19 protein-coding genes are annotated in these 22245 nt (G+C 63.1%); 5 read left to right on the plus strand and 14 right to left on the minus strand.

Annotated elements, in window-relative coordinates; genetic code table 11:
* Nucleotides 1-7: 7 nt before the first annotated feature.
* On the minus strand, nt 8-361 hold the full coding sequence (gene yajC / locus IC608_RS05170; protein ID WP_191773235.1) for a preprotein translocase subunit YajC: 354 nt from the start codon (nt 359-361) through the stop codon (nt 8-10).
* 172 nt (nt 362-533) lie between these two features.
* Between yajC and IC608_RS05175 the strand changes: the two genes are divergently transcribed.
* Nucleotides 534-1430, plus strand: a complete 897-nt coding sequence (locus tag IC608_RS05175) for an ATP-binding protein (protein WP_191773236.1) — start codon at nt 534-536, stop codon at nt 1428-1430.
* Between the two features lie 69 nt (nt 1431-1499).
* On the opposite strand, the gene IC608_RS05180 is transcribed toward IC608_RS05175, so the two are convergent.
* From IC608_RS05180 to IC608_RS05230, 11 genes are all read right to left on the minus strand, one after another.
* Nucleotides 1500-2264, minus strand: coding sequence for a peptidoglycan DD-metalloendopeptidase family protein (locus IC608_RS05180; RefSeq protein WP_191773237.1), 765 nt, complete (start codon nt 2262-2264; stop codon nt 1500-1502).
* Between the two features lie 650 nt (nt 2265-2914).
* Entirely contained in the window at nt 2915-3697 is a 783-nt protein-coding gene (surE, locus tag IC608_RS05185) for a 5'/3'-nucleotidase SurE (protein ID WP_210316204.1), read from the minus strand.
* 1 nt (nt 3698) lies between these two features.
* On the minus strand, nt 3699-5024 hold the full coding sequence (serS, locus tag IC608_RS05190) for a serine--tRNA ligase (protein WP_191773245.1): 1326 nt from the start codon (nt 5022-5024) through the stop codon (nt 3699-3701).
* 93 nt (nt 5025-5117) lie between these two features.
* Nucleotides 5118-5933 (minus strand): twin-arginine translocase subunit TatC, encoded by an 816-nt coding sequence (tatC, locus tag IC608_RS05195; RefSeq protein ID WP_191773246.1) that lies wholly within the window; start codon nt 5931-5933, stop codon nt 5118-5120.
* 2 nt (nt 5934-5935) lie between these two features.
* A complete protein-coding gene (gene tatB, locus IC608_RS05200) occupies nt 5936-6655 on the minus strand; it encodes a Sec-independent protein translocase protein TatB (protein WP_191773248.1) in 720 nt (239 codons plus the stop codon).
* Nucleotides 6656-6714: 59 nt separating this feature from the next.
* A complete protein-coding gene (gene tatA, locus IC608_RS05205) occupies nt 6715-6936 on the minus strand; it encodes a twin-arginine translocase TatA/TatE family subunit (RefSeq protein WP_191773250.1) in 222 nt (73 codons plus the stop codon).
* Nucleotides 6937-7075: 139 nt separating this feature from the next.
* Nucleotides 7076-7729, minus strand: a complete 654-nt coding sequence (scpB, locus tag IC608_RS05210) for an SMC-Scp complex subunit ScpB (RefSeq protein WP_345890834.1) — start codon at nt 7727-7729, stop codon at nt 7076-7078.
* The gene (locus IC608_RS05215; RefSeq protein ID WP_191773254.1) at nt 7726-8511 is read right to left on the minus strand and encodes a segregation and condensation protein A; all 786 of its coding nucleotides are present in this window, start codon (nt 8509-8511) and stop codon (nt 7726-7728) included. The genes scpB and IC608_RS05215 overlap by 4 nt, the downstream gene beginning before the upstream one ends.
* Before the next feature lie 84 nt (nt 8512-8595).
* Nucleotides 8596-10695, minus strand: coding sequence for an SPOR domain-containing protein (locus IC608_RS05220; protein WP_191773256.1), 2100 nt, complete (start codon nt 10693-10695; stop codon nt 8596-8598).
* 97 nt (nt 10696-10792) lie between these two features.
* Nucleotides 10793-12538 (minus strand): arginine--tRNA ligase, encoded by a 1746-nt coding sequence (argS, locus tag IC608_RS05225; RefSeq protein WP_191773258.1) that lies wholly within the window; start codon nt 12536-12538, stop codon nt 10793-10795.
* 30 nt (nt 12539-12568) lie between these two features.
* A complete protein-coding gene (locus IC608_RS05230; protein ID WP_191773260.1) occupies nt 12569-13762 on the minus strand; it encodes a deoxyguanosinetriphosphate triphosphohydrolase in 1194 nt (397 codons plus the stop codon).
* 85 nt (nt 13763-13847) lie between these two features.
* On the opposite strand from IC608_RS05230, the gene IC608_RS05235 reads away from it, so the two are divergent.
* From IC608_RS05235 to xth, 3 genes are read left to right on the plus strand one after another with little or no spacing between them, the layout of a single operon-like run.
* Nucleotides 13848-14201 carry a HesB/IscA family protein gene (locus IC608_RS05235; protein WP_191773262.1) on the plus strand — a complete coding sequence of 118 codons (354 nt, stop codon included), beginning with the start codon at nt 13848-13850 and terminating at the stop codon, nt 14199-14201.
* Between the two features lie 60 nt (nt 14202-14261).
* Nucleotides 14262-15371, plus strand: a complete 1110-nt coding sequence (locus tag IC608_RS05240) for a serine hydrolase (RefSeq protein WP_191773264.1) — start codon at nt 14262-14264, stop codon at nt 15369-15371.
* 10 nt (nt 15372-15381) lie between these two features.
* Entirely contained in the window at nt 15382-16173 is a 792-nt protein-coding gene (gene xth / locus IC608_RS05245) for an exodeoxyribonuclease III (RefSeq protein WP_191773266.1), read from the plus strand.
* 62 nt (nt 16174-16235) lie between these two features.
* Here the strand turns inward: xth and IC608_RS05250 are convergent, their stop codons facing one another.
* Nucleotides 16236-17030 carry a tetratricopeptide repeat protein gene (locus tag IC608_RS05250; RefSeq protein ID WP_191773268.1) on the minus strand — a complete coding sequence of 265 codons (795 nt, stop codon included), beginning with the start codon at nt 17028-17030 and terminating at the stop codon, nt 16236-16238.
* Between the two features lie 589 nt (nt 17031-17619).
* Here IC608_RS05250 and IC608_RS05255 point away from each other — a divergent pair.
* Nucleotides 17620-19431, plus strand: coding sequence for an ABC transporter ATP-binding protein (locus IC608_RS05255; RefSeq protein WP_191773270.1), 1812 nt, complete (start codon nt 17620-17622; stop codon nt 19429-19431).
* A gap of 48 nt (nt 19432-19479) precedes the next feature.
* On the opposite strand, the gene IC608_RS05260 is transcribed toward IC608_RS05255, so the two are convergent.
* Entirely contained in the window at nt 19480-22233 is a 2754-nt protein-coding gene (locus IC608_RS05260; protein ID WP_191773271.1) for a valine--tRNA ligase, read from the minus strand.
* Nucleotides 22234-22245 lie beyond the last annotated feature (12 nt).

The raw sequence follows: 22245 nt of genomic DNA on the forward strand, positions 1-22245 counted from the left end.
GAGATGGTTAGGCCGGCTTGTTGTCGTTCACCGGTTCGGACTTGGAGCGCACGTCGGCCACCATGCCGCGAACGATCTTCACCTTCACGCCCTGCGAAATCTCGACTTCGAGATCCTCGCCATCGACGGCCTTGGTGACCTTGCCCACGATGCCGCCGGTCGTCACGATCGTGTCACCGCGACGGATGGACGAGAGCATGGCCTGCTGCGCCTTGAGGCGCTTCTGCTGCGGACGGAAGATCAGGAACCAGAAGATGAGCACCAGCAGCGCAATCGGCAGCAGCTGCATGGCGATCTCGGCGAAGCCGCCGGGAGCGGGCGCTGCAGCGGAAGACTGCGCGTATGCGGGCGTTACAAACATCAGGTGAACTCCTTGTCGATTCTTCTTGTCGCTTGGAAACAGGTCGCGCCGCCGGAAGCCGCCACTCGGGCACACTGGACGCTAACGGGGATCGTTGCACTTGCACCCCGGCCAAAATCGCGCGGACTATACAGTTGGCCCCTCGTGATTGCAAAGCCAATCGGGGTACAGAATGCCGCGCCGACGACAAAGGACACCGCAGGTGAAGAGCAAAGACTATCTGGCCCGGATTGCCGACTCTCTGGAGCGAATTGCTGCCGCAATGAGCGCCGCTCAGGACGCTGGCGAAAGGGCACCCCTGGACGCAGCCGATGCCTTTCACTGGCAGGGCGAAACCCAGACCCTGCTGCCCGTGCCGACGGTGAGCCGCGTGCCGCTCAAGATGCTGCGCGGGATCGATTCGGTGCGCGATATCCTCCTGGCCAACACCGAGCAGTTCGCTCGCGGGCACGGCGCCAACAATGCCCTGCTTTGGGGCGCACGCGGCATGGGCAAGAGTTCGCTGGTCAAGGCCGTCCATGCCAACATTATCGGCAGGCCGGGCTTCGGGCGGCTGATCCTGATCGAGATCGCGCGCGAGGACATCGAGACCCTCCCTGCCCTCATGCGGATCATCTCCCGGGAACAGGCGCGGTTCATCGTCTTCTGCGACGACCTCAGTTTCGATAGCGGCGAGACGAGCTACAAGTCCCTCAAGACCATCCTCGATGGCGGCATCGAAGGACGGCCCGACAATGTGCTGTTCTACGCGACATCCAACAGGCGCCACCTGATGCCGCGCGACATGATCGAAAACGAACGCTCGACGGCCATCAATCCGGGCGAGGCGGTGGAGGAGAAGGTCTCCCTCTCCGACCGCTTCGGGCTCTGGCTGGGTTTCCACCATTCCGACCAGGATACCTATCTCGCCATGGTGGCCGGCTATGCGGACTACTACGGGCTGTCCATCGACCCCGACCGCCTACGGGCCCGCGCCATCGAATGGGCAGCGACGCGTGGGGCCCGCTCCGGTCGTGTGGCCATCCAGCTCGTTCGCACACTGGCGGGCGAGGAAGGCAAGGCGGTCTAGCCGACGCCGGGCAAAGAAAAAGGGCCGGTGCACCACGCCGGCCCATCTTCGCTCTGGAGGCGAGACGTTCTAGCTGGCGAGCATCGGCACCGGATCGACCGGGGTCGCGCCCTTGCGGAGTTCGAAGTGAAGCTGCGGCTTGGTGACTGAGCCGGTCTGGCCCACGGCACCGATGCTGTCGCCGCGGCTGACCACGGCACCCTTGGCCACGCTCATCGACTTGAGGTGGGCGTAAGCCGACACGTATCCGTTGGGGTGGCGGATCAGGATGAGGTTGCCGTAGCCCTCGACGCCCGAGCCCACATAGATCACCGTGCCATTTTCGGCAGCCTTGACCGAGGACCCTTCCGGAACGTCGATATTGATGCCGGTGCCGCGCGAGGCGGTGAAGTCGGTGATCACGCGACCGCTGACAGGCCAGCGGAATTTGTCGCTGCCCGACATGGCCGGCTCGGCCGCAGGCTGAACGCTGGCCTGCTGCACCGGAGCGGCCTGTTCAGCCTTTGGCGGCGCAGCTGGAGCCGTTGGGGCGACTGAAGCGGTGAGAGCGTTGCCGGCATCGGTGGCGACGGGCTTGGCGGCCGGGGTAGGCATGGCCTGCGGCGTTGCACTGGCGACCTGCGTTGCCGGTTGCGGAGTTCTGATCAGGTCGGAGCGACCTGGGATGACGATCTTCTGGCCCACGAAGATCTTGTCCGGCGAGCCCAGGTTATTCGCCAGAACGATCGCCTGTGTGGTCACATCGTACTTGCGAGCGATGGTGTAGAGCGACTCGCCATTGGCGATAGTGTGCGTGTAGCCGTTGGTATTGGCAGGCGCGGCCTGCACTGGCACGGCGCTGTTGCTCGGAAGAGCTGAGCTGCCTGGCGTGGAGCCGAGCGCCACCGCCGCTGGAGCGACAGGTGGCGCGGACGGAAGGGTTTGCTGTGCGGGCATTGCGGGCATGGTCTGCGTGGCTCCCATGGAAGACGACGAACTCAATACAGGAAGGTCTTGGGACTGGACGGCGGGCGCACCTGCACCCATGCCAATCGGCGAGGTGACACCCGGGCCAGGCTGACTCCAGGCTGTGGGGGCAGTGGTCATGGATTGCGCAGGAGCGCCACCCCAACTGCTGCCGACATTGGCTGGCGGCAGGAACTGCTGCTCGGCAACCTGCACAGTTGGCGGAGCGCCTAGACTGGCAGGCATGGCCTGGTTCAGAGTTGCGGGAGACGATCGACCGACGGCACTCGTCGTAGTGGGGTCGCCAAAGGCTCTGCCGCCAAGGCTGGAACAACCCGACAGTCCGACGGCAGCCACGATAAGACCGGCCATCGCGACTGCGCTTTTGTGAGCCCGGAGGGACACGCGAATACTCATCGGCTTACTCGTACGCAGGTACTCAACACTGAGGGTGAGATTAGGCGGGTAAGGTAAAGACGAGTTTAAGGCCGATGCGATTTGAGCGAATTCACGCTTGCAGGATTCTCGATTGGGTAAGGTTAAGAGGCGCCGCTCCCCTTGAGCGCCAGAGCAGACAGCCGGGAAAGGGCCGTCTCGTGCGTCTGCTGGAGGGCGAACGGCGTTACCGTGATGGCATTGCCTTGCCGGAGGGTTTCAAAATCGGCCTTCGGATCAAGGGGCTCAGGCGTCTCCGGAATGGCCATGAAGAAGCGGCCGGGATTGTCGCTCGCGTAATAGCGGATCGGCGAGCGCGAGAAGCGCTGATGCGCCACGGCGGCGATCCCCGAAACGTTCTCCGGCGCGCAGTAGGGAAAATTAACGTTGTAGAACACGTCGTCCGCCGCGTGTGCTGCCAGCAGGGCTTCCACGACAGCGGCCCCGAACTGCTCGGCGTTCGCCCAGTCGACCACGCGCGAGACGTCGTAGTCCATGGACTGGCTGAGGGCGATGCCGATGGCCCCCTGCAGGGCGCCTTCCCTGGCACCGGCCGCCGTGCCGGAGCAATTGACGATATCACCCAGGTTCTGGCCGGCATTGACGCCGGAGAGAACCAGATCGGCCGGCCGATCGCCGAGAAGGTGCGTCATACCGGTGACGACGCAATCAGCGGGCGACCCGCCCACCACGGCAAAGTGCCGGTCGTCGCGCTTCTCGACTTCCAACTCGCGCCCAAAGCTGAACCGGTGGCCTGCGCCCGACTGGTTGCCATCCGGCGCCACAATCCAGACGTCATCGCTCAATTGCCGCGCAATTGCGCTCAGCACAGCCAGACCAGGCGCATCCACTCCATCGTCATTGGTCAGGAGAATGCGCAGGCCCATTTCAGCGACCGCCAATCACACCGAGCCCGCCCATATAGGGCTGCAGCGCTTCGGGAACGAGAACCGAGCCATCTTCCTGCTGGTAATTTTCCAGCACCGCGATGAGGCACCGACCCACGGCCGTACCCGATCCATTGAGCGTGTGGACATAGCGCGGCGGCTGCTTCTCGCCGGCTGGGCGATAGCGGGCCTCCATGCGCCGGGCCTGGAAATCGCCGCACACCGAAACCGAGGAAATTTCCCGATAGGTGTCCTGCCCCGGCAGCCACACTTCGATGTCGTAGGTCTTGCGCGCGCCAAAGCCCATGTCGCCGGTGCACAGCGTCATCACCCGGTAGTGCAGGCCCAGGCGTTGCAGCACCGTCTCGGCGCAGGCGAGCATGCGCTCATGCTCGTTGATCGATTCCTCGGGCGTGGTGATCGACACCAGCTCGACCTTGTCGAACTGGTGCTGGCGCAGCATGCCCCGCGTGTCCCGCCCTGCCGACCCGGCTTCGGAGCGGAAGCAGGACGTAAGGGCTGTGAAACGCAGCGGCAGCGCCTCCTCGGTGAGAATGGTTTCGCGCACAAGGTTGGTGAGCGGAACCTCGGCCGTCGGGATCAGCGCCAGGCGACCCTCGCCATGCGGCGTGAAGAACAGGTCGTCCTCGAACTTGGGCAACTGACCCGTGCCGAACAGCGCGTCGTCGCGCACCAGCACGGGCGGCCGGACCTCGAGATAGCCGTGCTCCTGAGTGTGCAGGTCCAGCATGAACTGGCCCAGCGCCCGCTCGAGGCGCGCCAGCTGTCCCTTGAGGACGACGAACCGGCTACCCGATAGCTTGGCTGCGATCTCGAAATCCATGTCCTTTTCGGCCACACCGATCTCGAAGTGCTCTTTCGGCGCAAAGCCGAAGGCTGGCCTGGGCGGCCGCCGCGGCGCCGCCGTCTCCGGCGTCCCGTTGGGGCCGAAATATTCGACGTTGTCGCTTTCGTCTTCGCCAAAGGGCACGTCGTCCAGCGCCATGTTGGGAATGGCCGCCAGCGCGTCGCGCAGCTCCTTTTCCACGGCGCGTTCATCCGCCTCGCCTGCCGGGATGAAATCCTTCAGGGTCGCGACTTCGCTCATCAGCGCCTGCGCCTTGGCTTCGTCCTTCTGGGCCTTGGCCTGGCCGATCTGTTTGGACAGGGCGTTGCGCTTCTCCTGCGCCTCATTGAGCCGCACGATGATGGTCCGGCGCCGGTCGTCGATATCGAGCAGCGCAGCAGCGCGCTGGGAGGAACCGCGGCTTTCCATGGCCTTGTCGAAGGCGGCAGGATTGTCTCGGATCCACTTGATATCGAACATTGCGCTAAACGGGTCTCGCCCGCCCCTTGGTGAAAACACACTCGGCCCTGCCCCGCGCCAGGCATGGCGTCAGGGACAGAGCGGAAACTCCCGTCAGGATTCGGCAGATGCCTCTGCGGCCGCCGCCTTGGCCCGGCGCCGTTCAACCATCCGGACCGACAGGATGGAGAGTTCGTAGAGGGCATACATGGGCATGGCAAGACCGATCTGGGAGATCGGATCGGGCGGGGTGATCAGCGCGGCAGCCACCAGAATGCCGACGATGGCGTAGCGCCGGCCATGCTTGAGCGTTTTCGAACCGATCAGGTCGATCTGCGCCAGAAGCGTCAGCACGACCGGCAGCTGGAAGCAGATGCCGAACGCCAGGATCAGCGTCATGGCGAGGCTGAGATACTCCGACACCTTGGCCAAGAGCTTGATCTCGCTGGTCTGCATGCCGGCGAAGAAGTGCATCGCCATCGGCAGCACGGCGAAATAAACCATCGCTGCGCCGAGGAGGAAGAAGATCGGCGTGGCCACAAGATACGGCACCAGTGCCTTGCGCTCATGCTTGTAGAGACCCGGCGCGACGAACAGATAGATCTGCGTGGCCAGATACGGGAAACCGAGGAAGATGGCGCCGAAGAACGCCAGGTTGAGCTGGGTGAAGAAAAACTCCTGCGGCGCCGTATAGATCAACTCCATCTGGCCCGGATCGGTGTAGATCGAGCGGTAGGGGTTGAGCAGCAGGTCGAAAATCTGCCCGGCGAACAGGAAACACACTACCATCAGTACGACGATGGCGATGGCGATGTTGATCAGCCGCTTGCGCAGCTCGATCAGGTGTTCGAGCAGAGGCGCCTCGCTGCCCGCCAGTTCATCCTCGGGCTCGGTCGTGGTCTTGTCTTCGATCTGCTTGACGTCAGCCATGTTCAGAGGTTCCCGGCGGGGTCGGCAGGCTTCTTGCGGCTCGCCCGCGACTTGGCCGCTACGGGCGGTTCATCGGCGATGACGGCAGCAGCCCTGGTCCGCTTGCGGACGGGCTTGGCCGCGGCGTCGATATCGACCGCGGTGTCCGGCGCGATCTTCGGGCGCTTTGCGGCCTTGACCGGAGCCGAGGGCGCATCCTTGGGCACCGCGGCCGTCTTGCGGGCCCTGGCGGGCTTGGTGAGCGGAGCAACTGGCGCCGTTTCGATCGCAGCACCCTGCTTGATGGGTTCAGCCTGCGGCTCGGCCACCGGACGGCTCGGCTTGAAGCCGGCCTCCGCGGCAATCTGATCGTTGGTCTTAAGCGGCGCCGGCGGGGTCATGCCGGCCTTGTCGCGAATTTCGTCAACCACGCTTTCGATCTTGGGATCGGCGGGTTTCAGCGCGCCGCTTGGCTTCTGGCCTGTGGGCGTCATGGTGTTGAATTCGCGCCGGATTTCCTCGGCCGTCTTCTGCAGCGGCGAAGTGATCGACTCGCGCAGATTGCGCACTTCGTCGAGGCCGGTGGTGCGGTTGATCTCGCGCTGGAACTCGTTGCCCATGCGCTTGATCTGTCCCAGCACCTTGCCGATGCGGCCCATGACGACGGGCAAATCCTTCGGCCCGATGAAAATCAGCGCCACGACGCCGATCACCAGCATCTCCGTCCAGCCGAGGCCAAGCATGAGGATAGTCTCCGAAAGGCGGCCCAGCCGCCCAGTCGATCAGTACGGCAGAAGAACGATCAGGCGTCCTTGCTGCGGTCAACTTCGCGGGCATCGACCTCGGCCGTCGTGGTATTGGTCTGGATCCGGTCGTTCGGCCGATCATCGTCCCGCATGCCCTTCTGGAAGGCTTTGATGCCAGAGGCAACTTCCCCCATCATGCCGGAAATCTTTCCACGGCCGAACAGCAGGACTACGACGACGGCAACTACGAGGATGCCCCAAATGGATGGCGCGTGCATATTGGTCTCCCTAGAACTCTCGATACGCGTTACACGCGAACATAGTCCGAGAAATAGGTTTAATCGCGTTCAAACACAAGAACGTGTTCCTTTTGCCCAACGCAATGTGGGCCCCTTGAAACGGCGCGGCAAATCCGCGCTACTCCTTGTCTTGACCATCGTCGTCCGGATCGAGCGGGTCTTCCTCCCGCTGTTGCACCGCCGTCAGCGGAAGAGGAATCTGCAGCGAGGCGGGGATGTTGGATGAGAGAAGGCCCGATCCCTTCAGGTCCTCAAGGCCCGGCAGGTCAGCCAGGTTCTCCAGCCCGAAATGATCCAGAAAAGCGTCCGTCGTGCCATACGTGACGGGCCGGCCAGGGGACCGGCGGCGGCCCCGCATGCGGATCCAACCTGCTTCCATCAGGATGTCGAGCGTTCCCTTTCCCGTCGCAACGCCACGCACGTCCTCGATTTCCGCCCTCGTTGCCGGCTGGTGGTAGGCAATGATGGACAGGGTCTCCAGAGCCGCGCGCGACAGAGGGCGGCTTTCGCTCTCTTCGCGCCGCAGGATGAAGGCCAGATCATCTGCCGTGCGGAATGCCCAGCGGTCGCCGCGGCGCACCAAGTTCACGCCTCTGGACGCGTACTGGCGTTGCAGTTCCTCCAGGAGCCGCGGCAGGGCGGCGCCCTGCCCCACAGCATCAGCCAGATCGGCTGCCGATAGCGGTTCGGAGGATGCGAACAGCATCGCCTCGAGAATTCGCAGTTGTCGCGTCCGAACCTCGCAATTCGGATCCTCGTCCCCCGCTATCACGTGGAAGGGTCCCGGCGCCGCCGCACGAAAAGCGGCCCGAAGGTTTCGGCCTGACGCATGTCGATCTTCCCCTGTCGCACCAGTTCCAGGCTGGACGCAAAAGTGGACGCGCGCACGCTCGACCGATCTTCCGGTATCGTCAGGTACTGCACAAGGTAGGCATCAATGGCGGTCCACTCGACGCTCTCCCCGATCAGCCGTTCAAGCAGCTCGCGTGCATCCTGAAGTGACCACACAGAGCGGACCCGCGGCGTGTAATCCAGCGCAATGCCGCGCTCGCGCACGCCTGAATAGGCCTTGAGGAGATCGTAGTATCCCGCCTCCCAGATTGGCCGGCGCGCCACGCTCACCTCTTCGGGCATGCCGCGCGCGAACACTTCCACTCCAAGGCGGAGCCGTGAGGTCAGTCGCCTGGCCGCTACACGCATCGCTTCCAGCCGCGCCAGGCGGAACTGCAGCATGGCCGCCAGCGCCTCGCCGCTAGGCTCGTCGTCCGACTGCGCATCGGGCACCATCAGGCGGCTCTTGAGGTAAGCGAGCCAAGCCGCCATGACCAGATAGTCCGCCGCCACCTCGATCCGGCTGTGCCGCGGGCCTTCGATGAACTTTAGATATTGCTCGGCAAGGGCCAGAACCGAGACTGCGGATAAATCCACCTTGTGCCGCCGCGCCAGATCCAGCAGCAGATCGAGCGGCCCTTCGTAACCGCCCACGTCCACGAGGAGAACCTCCTCATGTTCAGCGGCTTGCGGCTTCGGCCAATCCTGTTCGGTCGCGGTCATCGGCGCATCATCCACCCCGGCGCGGTGCTCAACCTTCTGCGCGCCTCACGAGCGCGTCAAGCGAAGCCGCGGTTGCGATAGCCGCTACATGGTAAAGCAGTCGCCCCCGGCGGCCTTCACGTTGACGCAGATGTTGTTGGCCGTCTCCAACGAGCTGGCCGGCACGCGCACACGGTAGAATACGCCGCGCTCGCCCAGATCCACACGCTGCACTTCCAAATTCTGGCCGCCGAAGAGCACGCCATAGCGGCGCGCAATGTTGGCGGCCGACTCGCGGGCGGCCTCTTCGGACCGTTGCGAAGAAAGCTGGACGTAGGCGGGCGCCGAATTGTCGCCCTGGGCGACGGATTGAGTCGCCGGCGCGTTGCTCGGAGCGGCGACAGACGCAGGCGGCGGAGGCAATGTGCCCTGGCCGATTGGCGTTGTCTGCTGCGGAGCAGTCGCCTGACGCTGCTGGAGCGCTGCAACCAATTGGTCATAGTCGGAGGGCTTCTGAAGCGGCACTGGCGCCGTCCGCCCGACGATGGTCGCACCTGTGGTGTCCACGGCAGGAACCGTGCTGCCGGGCACGACAGGTGCGCCCTGCGGCATTGCAGCAGCCTGAGCGTCGGTGGCCGGAGCGGCAGTCAGCGAGGAGGTTGCCGTGCCATTCGCCGGTGCGTCGGGGGTGGCCGGAGTTGCGCCAGCGGCGGGAGCGGCAGCCGTCGCATCGGCATTCGCGACCATCTCCGGAGTGGTAAAATCGGCGCCGGGCACGCTGGGCACGTTGGGTCGATCGACCGGCAGCATGGAATTGCCCGCGAGGCCCTCGTCACCGCTGACGATCGTACCGTCAGGACGCACGGTCACGGTGCGGACCTTGCGGTTGACCAAGCCCTCCTGAGCCGGATCAAACGCAGCCGTCTGGGTGACATCTGCCTCGTCAGCCTGGTCGCGCGAAACGATCTGCTCTTCGGCTCCCGTGTCCACGCCCGATATTTCGTTGAACACGACCGACTGCGGTGCGGCGTCTTCCTCGGTAACCGGCTCTGGGGCGTCCTTGACCGGCTCGGTACTGGCAACGATCAGCGGTGCGGGACCGGATGCTCCACCACTCTTGCCAAGCACCCAGTAGAGGCCAAGGCCAGCGACGACAAGAAGCGTTACGGCAACTAGTGGACCGACAAATCCGCGACCAAGGCCGGCGAAGCCTCGGCGCGGGCGCGGCGCCTGCGCCGAATAGATATCGGCTTCATCGGGATCAACGAATTCGACCGCCGCCCCGCTGGCCGCTGCAGCAGCAATGATGGCTTCCTCGATAGAGGCTTCCTGAGGTCGGTCTGAAACTGGACGCGCGGAGCGCGGTGGAATCCTCGGCTCCTCTGACGGAGCCGTCGGCGTCGCGAGGCTGCGGAGAGCCGAACTGGGCGCTGGCGATGCCTGCACCGGAACGGCTTCAACCGACGCCGTCGGTGCCGGTTCCAACCGCACCGCCGGGCCCACAAGACGCTCGATGTCGTCCAGGGCGTTCTTAGCACCTGTCGGCCGCGACGGCTGGACCGGCGGCGAAACAGGCGTCTCTACCGCCGGCTCATGACGGAGTATCTGCCCGCCCTCTGGAGGGGTGGGCGCGCGTTGTTCTTCAGCGCGAATGGGCTCTACGGTGGGCCGTGCGGCCACAACGGGCTCGAATGCCGCACGCGTTGGGATCAGCACCGGCTCTGGCTCTGGCGCCTCGAACACCGGCGGCTCGTCGAAGGTATCTTCTCCGTGAGCTTCGTCGCGCGGAGGGGAGCCCCCTGCGCGCTCATTCTGCTCTGGGTCAGACGGGGCCAACGAAGCGCTGCTATTGGCCAGTTCCGCGGCGATCAAGTCGGCGATACTGTCGGTTTCGGAAGGAGGCTGTTGAGCCGGCGGCTCCGTGGGTGTCTCAGTAGGAGCGCGCTCTGAGGCGGCGCTTGCGGCCTGCCGCTCAGAACCGAGCTCGAAATCGAACCGGAATGGCCGCGTCTCGCCAGCGTGAGCCTGGGAACTGGGACCCGGGATACGCACCGTGGGGGCCGGAACTTCAGAAATTGGCTGCAGCGTATCCTGGCCGGGGATGCGAACGCTGGGTCGGGAGGGCTTTTCGTCGCGCGCCTCGCCTGCCATGAGCCTGGCGAGTTCGGCAATAAGATCGTCCGGTGCTTCTGATTGTCCGGCCATGGGCTGCGGTTTCGCTGACGTCATCGGACAGCGCCCCTAGTATACTGCAAGTTTGCACAAAAACTCAGCAGCGAATTTTCACACCAATGCGCCCGAATTATGAAAGCTCCTCGGGCGCCGTCACGCCCAAGATCCCCAGGCCATTGCCGATGACTTGTCGTACGGCATCAACAAGAGCGAGTCGAGCCAGGGTCAGGTTCGGGTCATCGGCGTTAACAAACCGTAAAGACGTATCATCCTTGCCTTTGGCCCAGAATGCGTGGAACGCCGCCGCCAGCTCGTGCACGTAGAAGGCAACGCGGTGCGGTTCGTGCGCCACGGTTGCCGCAGCAACCGTACGCGGCCATGAGCCGAGAAGCCGGATGAGTTCGAGATCAGCCTCACTTTGCAGGAGACCGATGTCGGCGCCGGCCAGCGCCGCCACCGTAACATCGAGCCCTGGCATGTCGCGCTGCGCCGTGCGGAAAATGGAATGAGTACGCGCATGGGCGTATTGGACATAGAACACGGGATTATCCCGCGTCTGCTCCTTGACCAAGGCGAAGTCGAAATCCATGGGGGCGTCGTTGCGCCGGAACAGAAGCATGAAGCGCGTGGCGTCCACGCCCACTTCTTCCACCACATCGGCCAAGGTCACCAAGTCCCCCGACCGTTTAGACATCTTGAACGGCTCGCCGTTCTTAAGGAGGCGGACGAGTTGGCAAATGCGCACATCGATGTCGGCCTCGCCATGCGAAACCGCCTTGACCGCGGCTTGCAGGCGTTTGACGTAGCCAGAGTGATCGGCGCCGAGCACGTTGACCATGTGCTTGAAGCCGCGCAGATACTTGTTGCGGTGATAGGCGATATCAGCGGCAAAATAGGTGTAGGAACCATCCGACTTCACGAGCGCCCGGTCGGTGTCATCGCCATAATCGGTGGCGCGGAACAGGGTCTGCTGCCGATCTTCCCAATCTTCCGGGGTCTTGCCCTTGGGCGGATCCAACCGGCCCTCGTAGACCATGCCCTGCTGCCGCAGCCACTGGAGCGTCTCTTCTATGTCGCCACCGGGACCGTGCAGCGTGCGCTCCGAGAAAAAGACCTCATGGTGTATGTTGAGCTTGGCAAGATCGGCCTTGATGAGCTCAAGCATGGCCGCCAGCACCCGGTCCTTCACCAGCGGCAGCACTACATCGTCCGGCTTGTCCAGAAGGCTGTCGCCATACTCTGCCTTCAGGGCCTCGGCCACCGGCACCAGATAATCGCCCGGGTAGAGACCCGCGGGAATCTCAATGCTTTCGCCCAGGGATTCCCGATACCGCAGAAGGGTGGACTGGGCGAGTATCGTGATCTGCCCGCCGGCATCGTTGATGTAGTACTCGCGTGTCACATCGTATCCGGACCACGACATCAGGGACGCCAGTGCATCGCCGAAGACGGCGCCGCGGGTGTGTCCCACATGCATCGGCCCTGTCGGGTTGGCTGACACGTACTCGACGTTCACCCGCTCGCCCCTGCCAAGGTCAGAGCGCCCATAGGCAGAACCCTGTGCGCCGACGGCTTTGAGTACCTGGTGCCAGATCGCGCTCGAGAGCCGGAAGTTCAGAAAACCAGGCCCCGCGACTTCAACCGCCTCGACGTCCGGAACATCCCTGAACCGTGCCGAAAGCACCGCCGCGACATCGCGTGGGCTTTTCCCCAACGGCTTGGCAACCACCATTGCGGCATTGGTCGATAGATCGCCATGGGCCGGGTCACGTGGCGGCTCCACCACCACGCGCGTCAGCAAATCCGGGTCCAGTTCCGGAAATTCGGCGCGCAGAGCCTCAGTGACCCGTGTGGTGAAAAGGGCAAAGATATCCATGACAATCCTGCTGGAAAAGCTGGCGTCCGGTTAACGGAAATCGGGTCGAGCGTCAAACAGCCGCTGATATTCGTCAAGAGCGTAAGGATCAGTCATGCCGGCGATGAAGTCGGCAACGACGCGAGCGCGTCCCACCTCTGCGGACGCGTTACGCGCCGCCTCGCCCCAGCGCCCGGGCAAGTCGGCGGTCTGCATGTAATGTGCGAACAGCTGCTCCACGACGGCCTCGCTTTCTCGCACTGGCTGCATCACTTCGGGATGGCGGTACACACGGGAAAACAGAAACCGCTTAAGGCCCTGCTCGTCCGCTGCCATCGTCGGGGAGAAGCCAACAAGTGGCTGCCCGGCTCGCCGGACATCTTCAGCCGATTGAACACCCGATTTACCGATGTTCGCCTCGCTTGTTCCGATCACATCCTCGACCGAGCGCGTGATCAGGCGCCGCTGGACCTCGTGTGTCTGACGTTTGGGAGCCAGTCCCGGATATCCTTCCAGCACCTCGGCGACGATAGGTCCGGCCATAGGGACATCCAGGAAATCCTCCAGCGTCAGGAGACCGGCCCGCAGAGCATCATCGATATCGTGCGCATTGTACGCAATGTCGTCCGCGACGGCCGCCGCCTGGGCTTCGAGACTGGCAAAGCTGGACAGCCGAAGGTCGGCGCGGGCCGGAATAGCGTCGAGGCCAGTGGGCAAACCCTCTGTGGCGTAGCGGCCGGTCGGTTGCCCGCTCGCGCTGAGAAGCGGCCCGTTGTGCTTGAGTATACCCTCCAGCGTCTCCCAAGTGAGGTTCAGGCCGTCGTGCTCGGCGTAGCGATTTTCAAGCAATGTCACTACCCGCAACGCCTGCACATTGTGATCAAAGCCGCCAAAAGGCGCCATGGCGCGGTGAAGTGCGCGCTCGCCCGCGTGACCAAAAGGCGTATGACCCAGGTCGTGGCTTAGGGCTACCGCTTCGGCCAAATCCTCATCGAGACGCAACGACCGGGCGATGGAGCGCGCGATCTGGCTGACTTCGAGCGTGTGCGTCAGCCGGTTTCGGAAATGCCGCCCCTCATGAGACAGGAATACTTGCGTCTTGTGCTGCAGTCGGCGGAAGGCCGTTGAGTGAATGATGCGGTCCCGGTCCCTCTGGAACTCGGAGCGCGTGGGGCTTGGTCCAGTGCCGAAAAGCCGCCCGAGGGAATCTCCGGGCTTGCTGGCATAGGGGGCGGTTTCCATCATGCTCGTGTCTGGGCCTTTGCAATGGAGGCGGCGACGCCTATCTTAGGCCCAGCGTTATGACATCACGACCTTCACGGAAACAGCCATGACCGACGCCGCCCTTGCCCCTGCCCCCACAGTCACCCTTACGGATCGTGCAGCCAAGCGGGTCGCGCGCATCGTATCGAAGGAACCGGCGGGAACGGTTTTGCGCATCTCCGTGGCTGGGGGTGGTTGTTCGGGCTTCCAATACGAGTACAATCTTGTTCAACAGAGTCCCACTCCCGACGATCTCGTTCTGAACAAGGGCGACGCTACGGTTCTGATCGACTCGCTCAGCCTCGAGTTCATGGGAGGCGCCGAGATCGACTTCGTGGACGATCTGATCGGCCAGAGCTTCCAAATCAAGAACCCCAATGCCGTTGCCTCGTGCGGATGCGGAACCAGTTTCGCCGTCTAACCACCCTGCGCCTTGCCACGATTGAGCCCAACCGGCGCAAGTGTGCCGGAGGAGATTGTTGTGGCCGATTTTTCTAGAACCCACGCCGTCGTCGACGCCGCTCTCGAAAGCGGTAAGCTGGTCGGTACAGTGGTTGCCGTCGCCAGACGAAATGAAGTGGTGCTCTTGCGCGTCGGCGGGTTTGCCGACCGTGAGGCGGACATCCCTGTCCGTGAAGACACCATCTTCCGCGCTGCTTCACTGACCAAGCCCATGGTCGCTTCGATCATTCTCGCGATGCAGGATCGTGGGCTTGTCACAGTTGATGATCCCGTCACCAAGCACCTGCCTTATTTTCGGCCGCGCCTTCCCGACGGCACCCGGCCGACGATTACCCTCAAGCATCTGCTGACCCATACGGCGGGCCTGACTTATGACTACTCTGCCGCCGATCCGCGTATTTCGGCCGGCCTGACCGATACGGCGATGGGCCTGGACGAAGTACTGCATCTTATTGCCGAGCAGCCGCTCGCCTACGTTCCGGGTACGTCCTGGGCATACTCCATGGCCATCGATGTTCTCGGCGGAGTGGTGGCCGCGGTTCACGGCGCATCTCTGGGCGAAGCCTTGGAACATTACGTCACCGGGCCTCTCGCCATGAGCGCCACGGGCTTTGCCGTCAGCGACCGCGCCAGATTGGCCGTTCCCTATGGCGATGGCGATCCTTCGCCCGAACGCATGGCGGAGCCGACGGCATTGCCCAACCCGTGGGGCGGCGTCACGCGTTTCTCACCGAACCGCATCTTCAACACCCGCGCTTTCCAATCAGGCGGCGGCGGTACTGTCACCAGCGCCAGCGACTTCATCCGGTTTCTCCAAATGCTGTTGCAGGGCGGTCACCCGGTTCTAAAACCGGAGACGGCACGAACTGCCATGCAGAATCAGATGGGGTTTGAGCGGGAACCAGGTCAGGCGTTCAGCTTTCTCGGAAGCTATACGACGGATCCGCAAAAAGCCGGTCATCCCTGGCCAGCCGGTACCAACAACTGGGGCGGCATATACGGCCACATCTGGTCGCTGGACCCGGTCAATGAGATCGCCATGCTTTCTCTGAGCAATACCGCCTTCTATGGTGGCGAACTCGAGTACCCCCGCAAGTTGCGCCGCGCCGTCTACGCCGATCTCACCTGAAGGAGCCCCCATGGCTGTCCGCATCGCCACCTGGAACATCAACGGCATCAAGGCGCGGCTTGAACTGCTCCTGCGCTGGCTGGAAGAAGAAAAGCCCGACATCGTGGGGCTCCAGGAGATCAAGACAGTTGATGAAGGGTTCCCGCGGGCCGAGATCGAGGCGCTGGGCTACAACCTTGAAACGCATGGCCAGAAGAGCTGGAACGGCGTTGCGCTTCTGTCCAAGCAGCGGTTCGACGAGGTGCACCGTGGCCTGCCGGGCGACGACGCGGACGAGCAGGCCCGCCTGATTGAAGGGGTGTTTTCAACCGAAGGCGGTATTGTACGTGTGTGCAACATCTATCTCCCCAACGGCAACCCTGTAGACTCGGAGAAATTCCCGTACAAACTCAACTGGATGGACCGCCTGAACCGGTTCGTAGAGCAGCGGCTGGAACTGGAAGAACCCTTCATCCTGATGGGCGATTTCAACCTGATCCCTGCACCGATCGATGCGCGCAATCCTGAGGACTGGTGGGGTGATGCTCTCTATCGTCCGGAGAGCCTGTCACGGTTCCGCGTGTTGCAGAACCTGGGAATGACCGACGCCCTGCGTGCTGTCTCTGGCGAACAGCAGTTCACGTTCTGGGACTTCCAGGCCGGGGCATGGCGTCGCAATGCCGGTATTCGCATTGATCACCTGATGCTGTCGCCCCAGGCTGCGGACAGGCTGGACGATGTGACCGTGCACAAGGATGTTCGCGGCTGGGACAAACCGAGCGATCACGTGCCGGTCGAGGGCATATTCAGCTTCAGCTTCTAGACAAGAAGCAAGGTGCCTGCAGGCGATGACGCTGGTGCAGGACGCCTGCTCCTTTCGCACGCTCAGAACTGATCCGGCTCCGGCTTGCCACCGGTAGCCATGGCTACGGCCTGGGCCCGATCTTCGGGTGATGCAACAGACATCGCCCGATTGAGCAGTTCGTCCGCCTGCCCCTGTTCTGAACTGTTGGCACATGTTGCGTGGGCAATGTTGAGCCACATGAGACCTTCGGCGGGGCGCGCTGGATAATTCTCCATCCCATTGAACAGGAGGTCGCCTAGCTGGGCCTGAGCCAGACAGTGGCCTTTGTGCGCTGCCGACTGCAGCCACCGTGCGCTCAGTACCGGGCTGATGCCCAAACCATCCTTGCTCTGGTACAGCAGGCCAACACGGTATTGGGCCTCGGCATCGCCGAAATAGGTCGCTGCGTGCAGCAGCATGCGATGATATTGGTCAGCATTCTGGGGAACACCCGCGGCCGGGTCGCCAAGGCGGAAATAATCCTCGCCCAACTTGACGAACGAGCGCGCGACGATGTCCGCTTCCACGCCACGCGGTGGCGTATCGGCGTGCTGGTTGGCGATCTGCGCAAAGTACCCGAACGCCTTCGCCGGGTTCTTTTCGACCCCCTCACCGTTCTCGTACATCGTGCCAAGCTGCCAAAGGGCCATCGGCCGGCCGGCCGCAGCGTCGTTTTCGAGTGCGGAAAGATAGGCGTCATTGGAAACGATGGTGCCGCCGCCATCGAGCATCTTGGCCAGATCCTGGGCCGCGTCGGCGGCTGTCTGTGCATAGGACGGCGTGGCGACCGCGCACAGCGCCAGAGACAGGCCAGCGAAAGCGGAAGCCAGGGTCATACCCCTTGATATCCGCATGTTACTCCTTTCGCCCACCAGTCGGTGAGCGTACTCAACTCGAGGCTGCCCGAACGGCGCTCTGATAGTACTCGACACGACCGTGCCAGCTTGTGAGCCTGACGAAAGGGTCGCCCCTTGCCAAGCGAAACGTAAAGAATGCGTAAATCCGCATTGTGTCAGGATTCCAGCCGACGCCATCACAAGCGCGCGCACAGCTGCGCTGCTCCAGTTTCGATGTAACAAGGCTCGAGCCAAAGCTGCCGTCCTGCAGATAGTCACCACGGCGTCCTGCCGCTGTTAATGAGAGTTTCGCAGCAGCACCTGTAAGTGTGGCCGCGGCGAGGGATGTAGCGGTAGATTGTGGCGGGAAACATCGCCAAAATCTTGCCCCGAAGGGTGAATGAAATGAATCGTATTCGTTGTTGCTGAATCGTCACAGAGAGGGCGATGAGCCGGCGTCATCGCTGGTCGCTCTTGCTCTGCTGAAGCGGCCCAACCATAGTAGTGTCCAATTCGAACCGGAGGTTTGAGATGAGAGCGATCCTGTTGAACTACCAAGCTCTTGGTCTGCAACGGGACACTCTTTTCCATGTTTCTTCGTGCTCTTATGGGGAGCCGCCGCCGCGACGCTAGCTTCCCTGCTCCACTCTCCTCCTTGAAGCGCCAACCGCAACGGTGGCGCAAATTCATCAGCTATTATCGGCCTCATCTCCGTTTGCTGGCGGCCGATCTGTGTTGCGCGGCGCTGGTAGCGGCTACTGCGGTCGCGTTACCCTTGCTCGCTAATTTCGTCCTTGCGCACTTGCCTACCCTCCCCGCCTCCCAGGCCATGCCGCAATTGGTCGGGTGGGGCAGTATCTTGCTCGCAGTGGTGTTAGTGCAGGCCCTGGCGACCTACTTCGTCGACTATCGTGGCCATGTCATGGGCGCCCGGATTGAGGCGCAGGTGCGCCGCGAGCTGTTCGAGCATTGTCAGAAGCTGTCGTTCGCCTTCTATGATCGGCAGCGGACGGGTCAGTTGATGAGCCGCATCACGACGGACTCACTGTGGCTGGGCGAGTTGTTTCACCACGGCCCGGAGGACGCCACTATCGGCCTCCTAAAGTTCGTCGGCGCACTCGCAGTCATCTTTGCGCTCGACGCTCCTACCGGGTGGGCAATAAGCACGATGATCCCGTTAGCCATCGGTTACGCCTTCATCTTCAACCGGCACATGAAGCTGGCGATGCGCTCCAGCAAGGAGCGTATCGCCGCCGTCAACGAGCGCGTGGAAGACACGCTGAGTGGCATTCGGGTGGTTCAGTCATTCGGCACCGAGGCCGAAGAGCAGCGCAGGTTCGACGTCGAGAACCGCAGCTTCCTTCGTAGCCGGTCGCGAGGCTATCGGAGCGAGGCGATGCTGTGGTCGGGGATGGACGCGTTCGCCCAGTTGGTCACCGTCACCGTCATCGCTACCGGCGCTCTCCGGGTTATCGGGGGCGAAATAGGAGTGGCGGATGTCCTGACGCTTCTTCTGGCCGCCGGTGTACTCGTCGATCCGCTCAAGCGGCTCGATAACTTTATCCGTCTGTGGCAGGAGGGCTACACCGGCTTCGTTCGCGCCATGGAACTTCTTGAGGAACAACCCGATATCGGCGATCGTCCAAGCGCCAAAGCCTTGGGGGCCATCGCCGGCGACGTGTCGTTCGAGGATGTTTCATTCCGCTACGGCCAAGCCGGCCCCATGGTGCTCGGTGGCTTGTCGCTCAAGATCGATGCTGGCGAGTTCATCGCGCTGGTGGGGCCGTCGGGCGTCGGTAAATCCACCCTCTGCAGTCTGCTACCCCGCTTCTATGAACTCAGTAGCGGCCGGATTACGATCGATGGCAAGGACATACGCGACGTCACGCTGGCATCGCTGCGACAGGCGATTGGGGTGGTGCAACAGGACGTATATCTGTTCGCCGGCTCCGTTGCGGACAACCTCCGCTATGGCCGGCCCGGGGCGAACCAAAAGGACCTTGTCGCAGCTGCACGCGCCGCCAACGCCCATGACTTCATCATGAGCCTGCCGCAGGGCTACGACACTGAAATCGGCCAGCGCGGCGTCCGACTGTCCGGCGGCCAGAAACAGCGACTGACGATTGCCCGAGCCTTTCTAAAGGCACCATCCATCCTGATCTTCGACGAAGCGACCAGCGCCCTCGACAATGAGAGCGAGCGGGCCATACAGCAGGCCTTGCTGACGTTGGCGCAAGGGCGGACCACTATTGTTATTGCGCATCGCCTCTCGACGGTACGGCACGCGGACCGCATCCTCGTGCTTACCGAAGCGGGCATCGTCGAGGAGGGTCCGCACGACCTGCTCATGGCGCAGGAGGGCGTCTACGCCAGCCTGCATCGGCTGCAGGGTCGCATCTAGGGCGACCGCAAACGGGAGCGCGATCCGTCGCGCTTCCCGTCGCCGGTCTTACTTCAGGCGATCGAGCGCATCCCGGATGCGGGCACGGCGCTCGATTGCCGCGTCCCGCCGCGCCTTCTGCTCCTCGATGACCTCCTCGGGTGCCTTGGCGACGAACTGCTCGTTGGAGAGCTTCTTGTCCACCTGGAGGATTTCCCCGTCGAGCTTGCCGATTTCCTTCTCGAGACGAGTCCGCTCCGCCCCGATGTCGATCACCCCCGCCAGCGGCAGCGCGAAGGTGGCGTCGCCCACCACGAACTGCGCCGATTCGCCCGGCACGTCGTTGCGCGGAGAAATTTCTTCAAGGCGGGCCAGCCGCGTGATGAGCGCCGTACCGGCAACCAGCCGGCCAAGCGTCTCGTCCCCGGCCCCGGTCACCACCAGTTGCAGCTTGGCGCCCGCCGGCACGTTCATTTCGGCGCGCACGGAGCGCACGTTGGAGATGACATCGATCAGCCAGGCCAGCTCGGCATCGGCGGCGCTATCCTCGAGCCCCGCCAGGTCCGGCCATTCGCTGAGGATCAGCATGCCCTCGCGTGCCGGGCCGGATTTGCCGGTCTCGGCCCACAGTTCCTCCGTCACGAACGGCATCATCGGATGCAGCATGACGAGGATCTGGTCGAGCGCCCAGGCCGCGGTGGCCCGGGTTTCCGCCTTGGCCGCCTCATCCTCACCCATGAAGACGGGCTTGGCGAACTCGACATACCAGTCGCAGAACGTGCCCCAGACGAAGTCATAGGCGCTGTTGGCCGCCTCGTTGAACTTGTAGTCCTCGATCCCCGCCCGCACCGCCTGCAGCGCCCGCGCCGTAGCGCCGACGATCCAGCGGTTGAGCGGCAGGGTGTTGGCGCGCGGGTCGTACCCCTCGACCCGCCGGCACTCGTTCATCTCCAGGAAGCGCGCCGCATTCCAGAGTTTCGTGACGAAGTTGCGGTAGCCCTCGACGCGCGAAATGGCGAGCTTGAGATCGCGCCCCTGCGCCGCCATGGCCGCGAGCGTGAAGCGCGTGGCATCGGCGCCGTATTCATCCACCAGTTTGAGCGGATCGATCACGTTCCCCTTGGTCTTGCTCATCTTCTGGCCCTTCTCGTCGCGGACCAAGGCGTGCATGTAGACCGTGTGGAACGGCTCCTCCTTGAGGAACTCAAGGCCCATCATCATCATGCGGGCGACCCAGAAAAAGATGATGTCAAAGCCAGTGACCAGAACATCGGTCGGGTAGTAGCGCTTGAGTTCCGGCGTCTCGTCAGGCCAACCCAGCGTCGAGAACGGCCAAAGCGCCGATGAAAACCAGGTGTCGAGCACGTCAGGGTCGCGCGTCAGCGCGACAGGCTTGCCATAATGCTTTTCGGCCGCAGCCTTAGCCTCGGCTTCGTCGTAAGCGACAAAAGCTTCATTGTCCGGGCCATACCAGGCCGGGATCTGGTGTCCCCACCAGAGCTGGCGAGAAATGCACCAGGGCTTGATGTTCTCGAGCCAGGCGAAATAGGTATTCTCGTATTGCTGGGGAACGAACTTAGTTCGGCCTTCGCGTACGGCGGCCAAAGCCGGTTGGGCCAGAATGTCGGCCTTGACCCACCACTGGTCGGTCAGGAACGGCTCGATGACGACGAGCTTGGACTTCTCGTCGTGCGGCACCATGATTTTCTTGTCTTCGATATGGCTGAGCCCGCGCGCCGGGTTCTCCTCGGCCAGCGCGGCGAGATCGGCGACGATGGCTTTGCGCGCCTCGAAACGGTCGAGGCCGCGATACGGTTCGGGAACAAAATCGGCGTCGATGATCGCACCACGTGTCGTGAAGACGTTGATCGGTTCAAGACTCGCTCGGGCTCCAACCTCGAAATCGTTGAAGTCGTGTGCGGGTGTAATCTTGACGGCACCGGTACCAAGGGTCGGATCAGCATAGTCGTCCGCCACGATCGGAATGCGACGGCCTACCAGTGGCAACTCGATGAACTTGCCGACCAGGGACGCATAGCGCTCATCGTCGGGGTGCACAGCCACCGCCACGTCACCCAGCATGGTTTCGGGTCGCGTGGTGGCGACAACCACATAGTCGCGCGTCTCACTGCCGGTGACTGTCCCGTCCTCGTCCTTGAGCGGAAACTGGTAGGTGACGCCGTCGGCCAGCGGATAGCGCAGGTGCCACATATGGCCCTTGACCTCGATGTTCTCCACCTCGAGGTCGGAGATCGCGGTTTCGAGACCCGGGTGCCAGTTCACAAGGCGCTTGGCGCGGTAGATGAGCCCGCGCCTGTGCAGTTCCACGAACACCTTGGTGACCGCGCGGACCATCTGGTCGTCCGGCTGGCCGCGCTCGCCCATGGTGAACTTCTCGCGAGAAAAATCGGCCGAAGCGCCGAGGCGCTTGAGCTGGTTCATGATGGTTCCGCCGCTCTCGGCCTTCCACTCCCAGACCCGCTCGATAAAGGCCTCACGGCCCATGCTCCGCCGGTCCAACTGCTTTTCCGCAAGCTGCCGTTCCACGATCATTTGGGTAGCGATACCGGCATGGTCGGTGCCCGGCTGCCAGAGAACATCCTTTTTCAGCATGCGGTTGAACCGGACCAGGATGTCCTGGATGGTGTTGTTGAGCGCGTGCCCGATGTGGAGCGAACCGGTGACGTTGGGCGGCGGAATGACGATGGTGAAGGTTTCCGCGCCCGGCTTGGCCCCTGCCCCGGCCGCGAAGGCGTTTGCCTCCAGCCAGGCATCATAGATGCGGCTTTCGACGGCGGCGGGGTCGTAGGTCTTTTCTAGCATCGGGTCACTCGC

The organism is Devosia oryzisoli (assembly GCF_014837245.1).
In the GTDB taxonomy this organism is placed as follows: domain Bacteria; phylum Pseudomonadota; class Alphaproteobacteria; order Rhizobiales; family Devosiaceae; genus Devosia; species Devosia oryzisoli.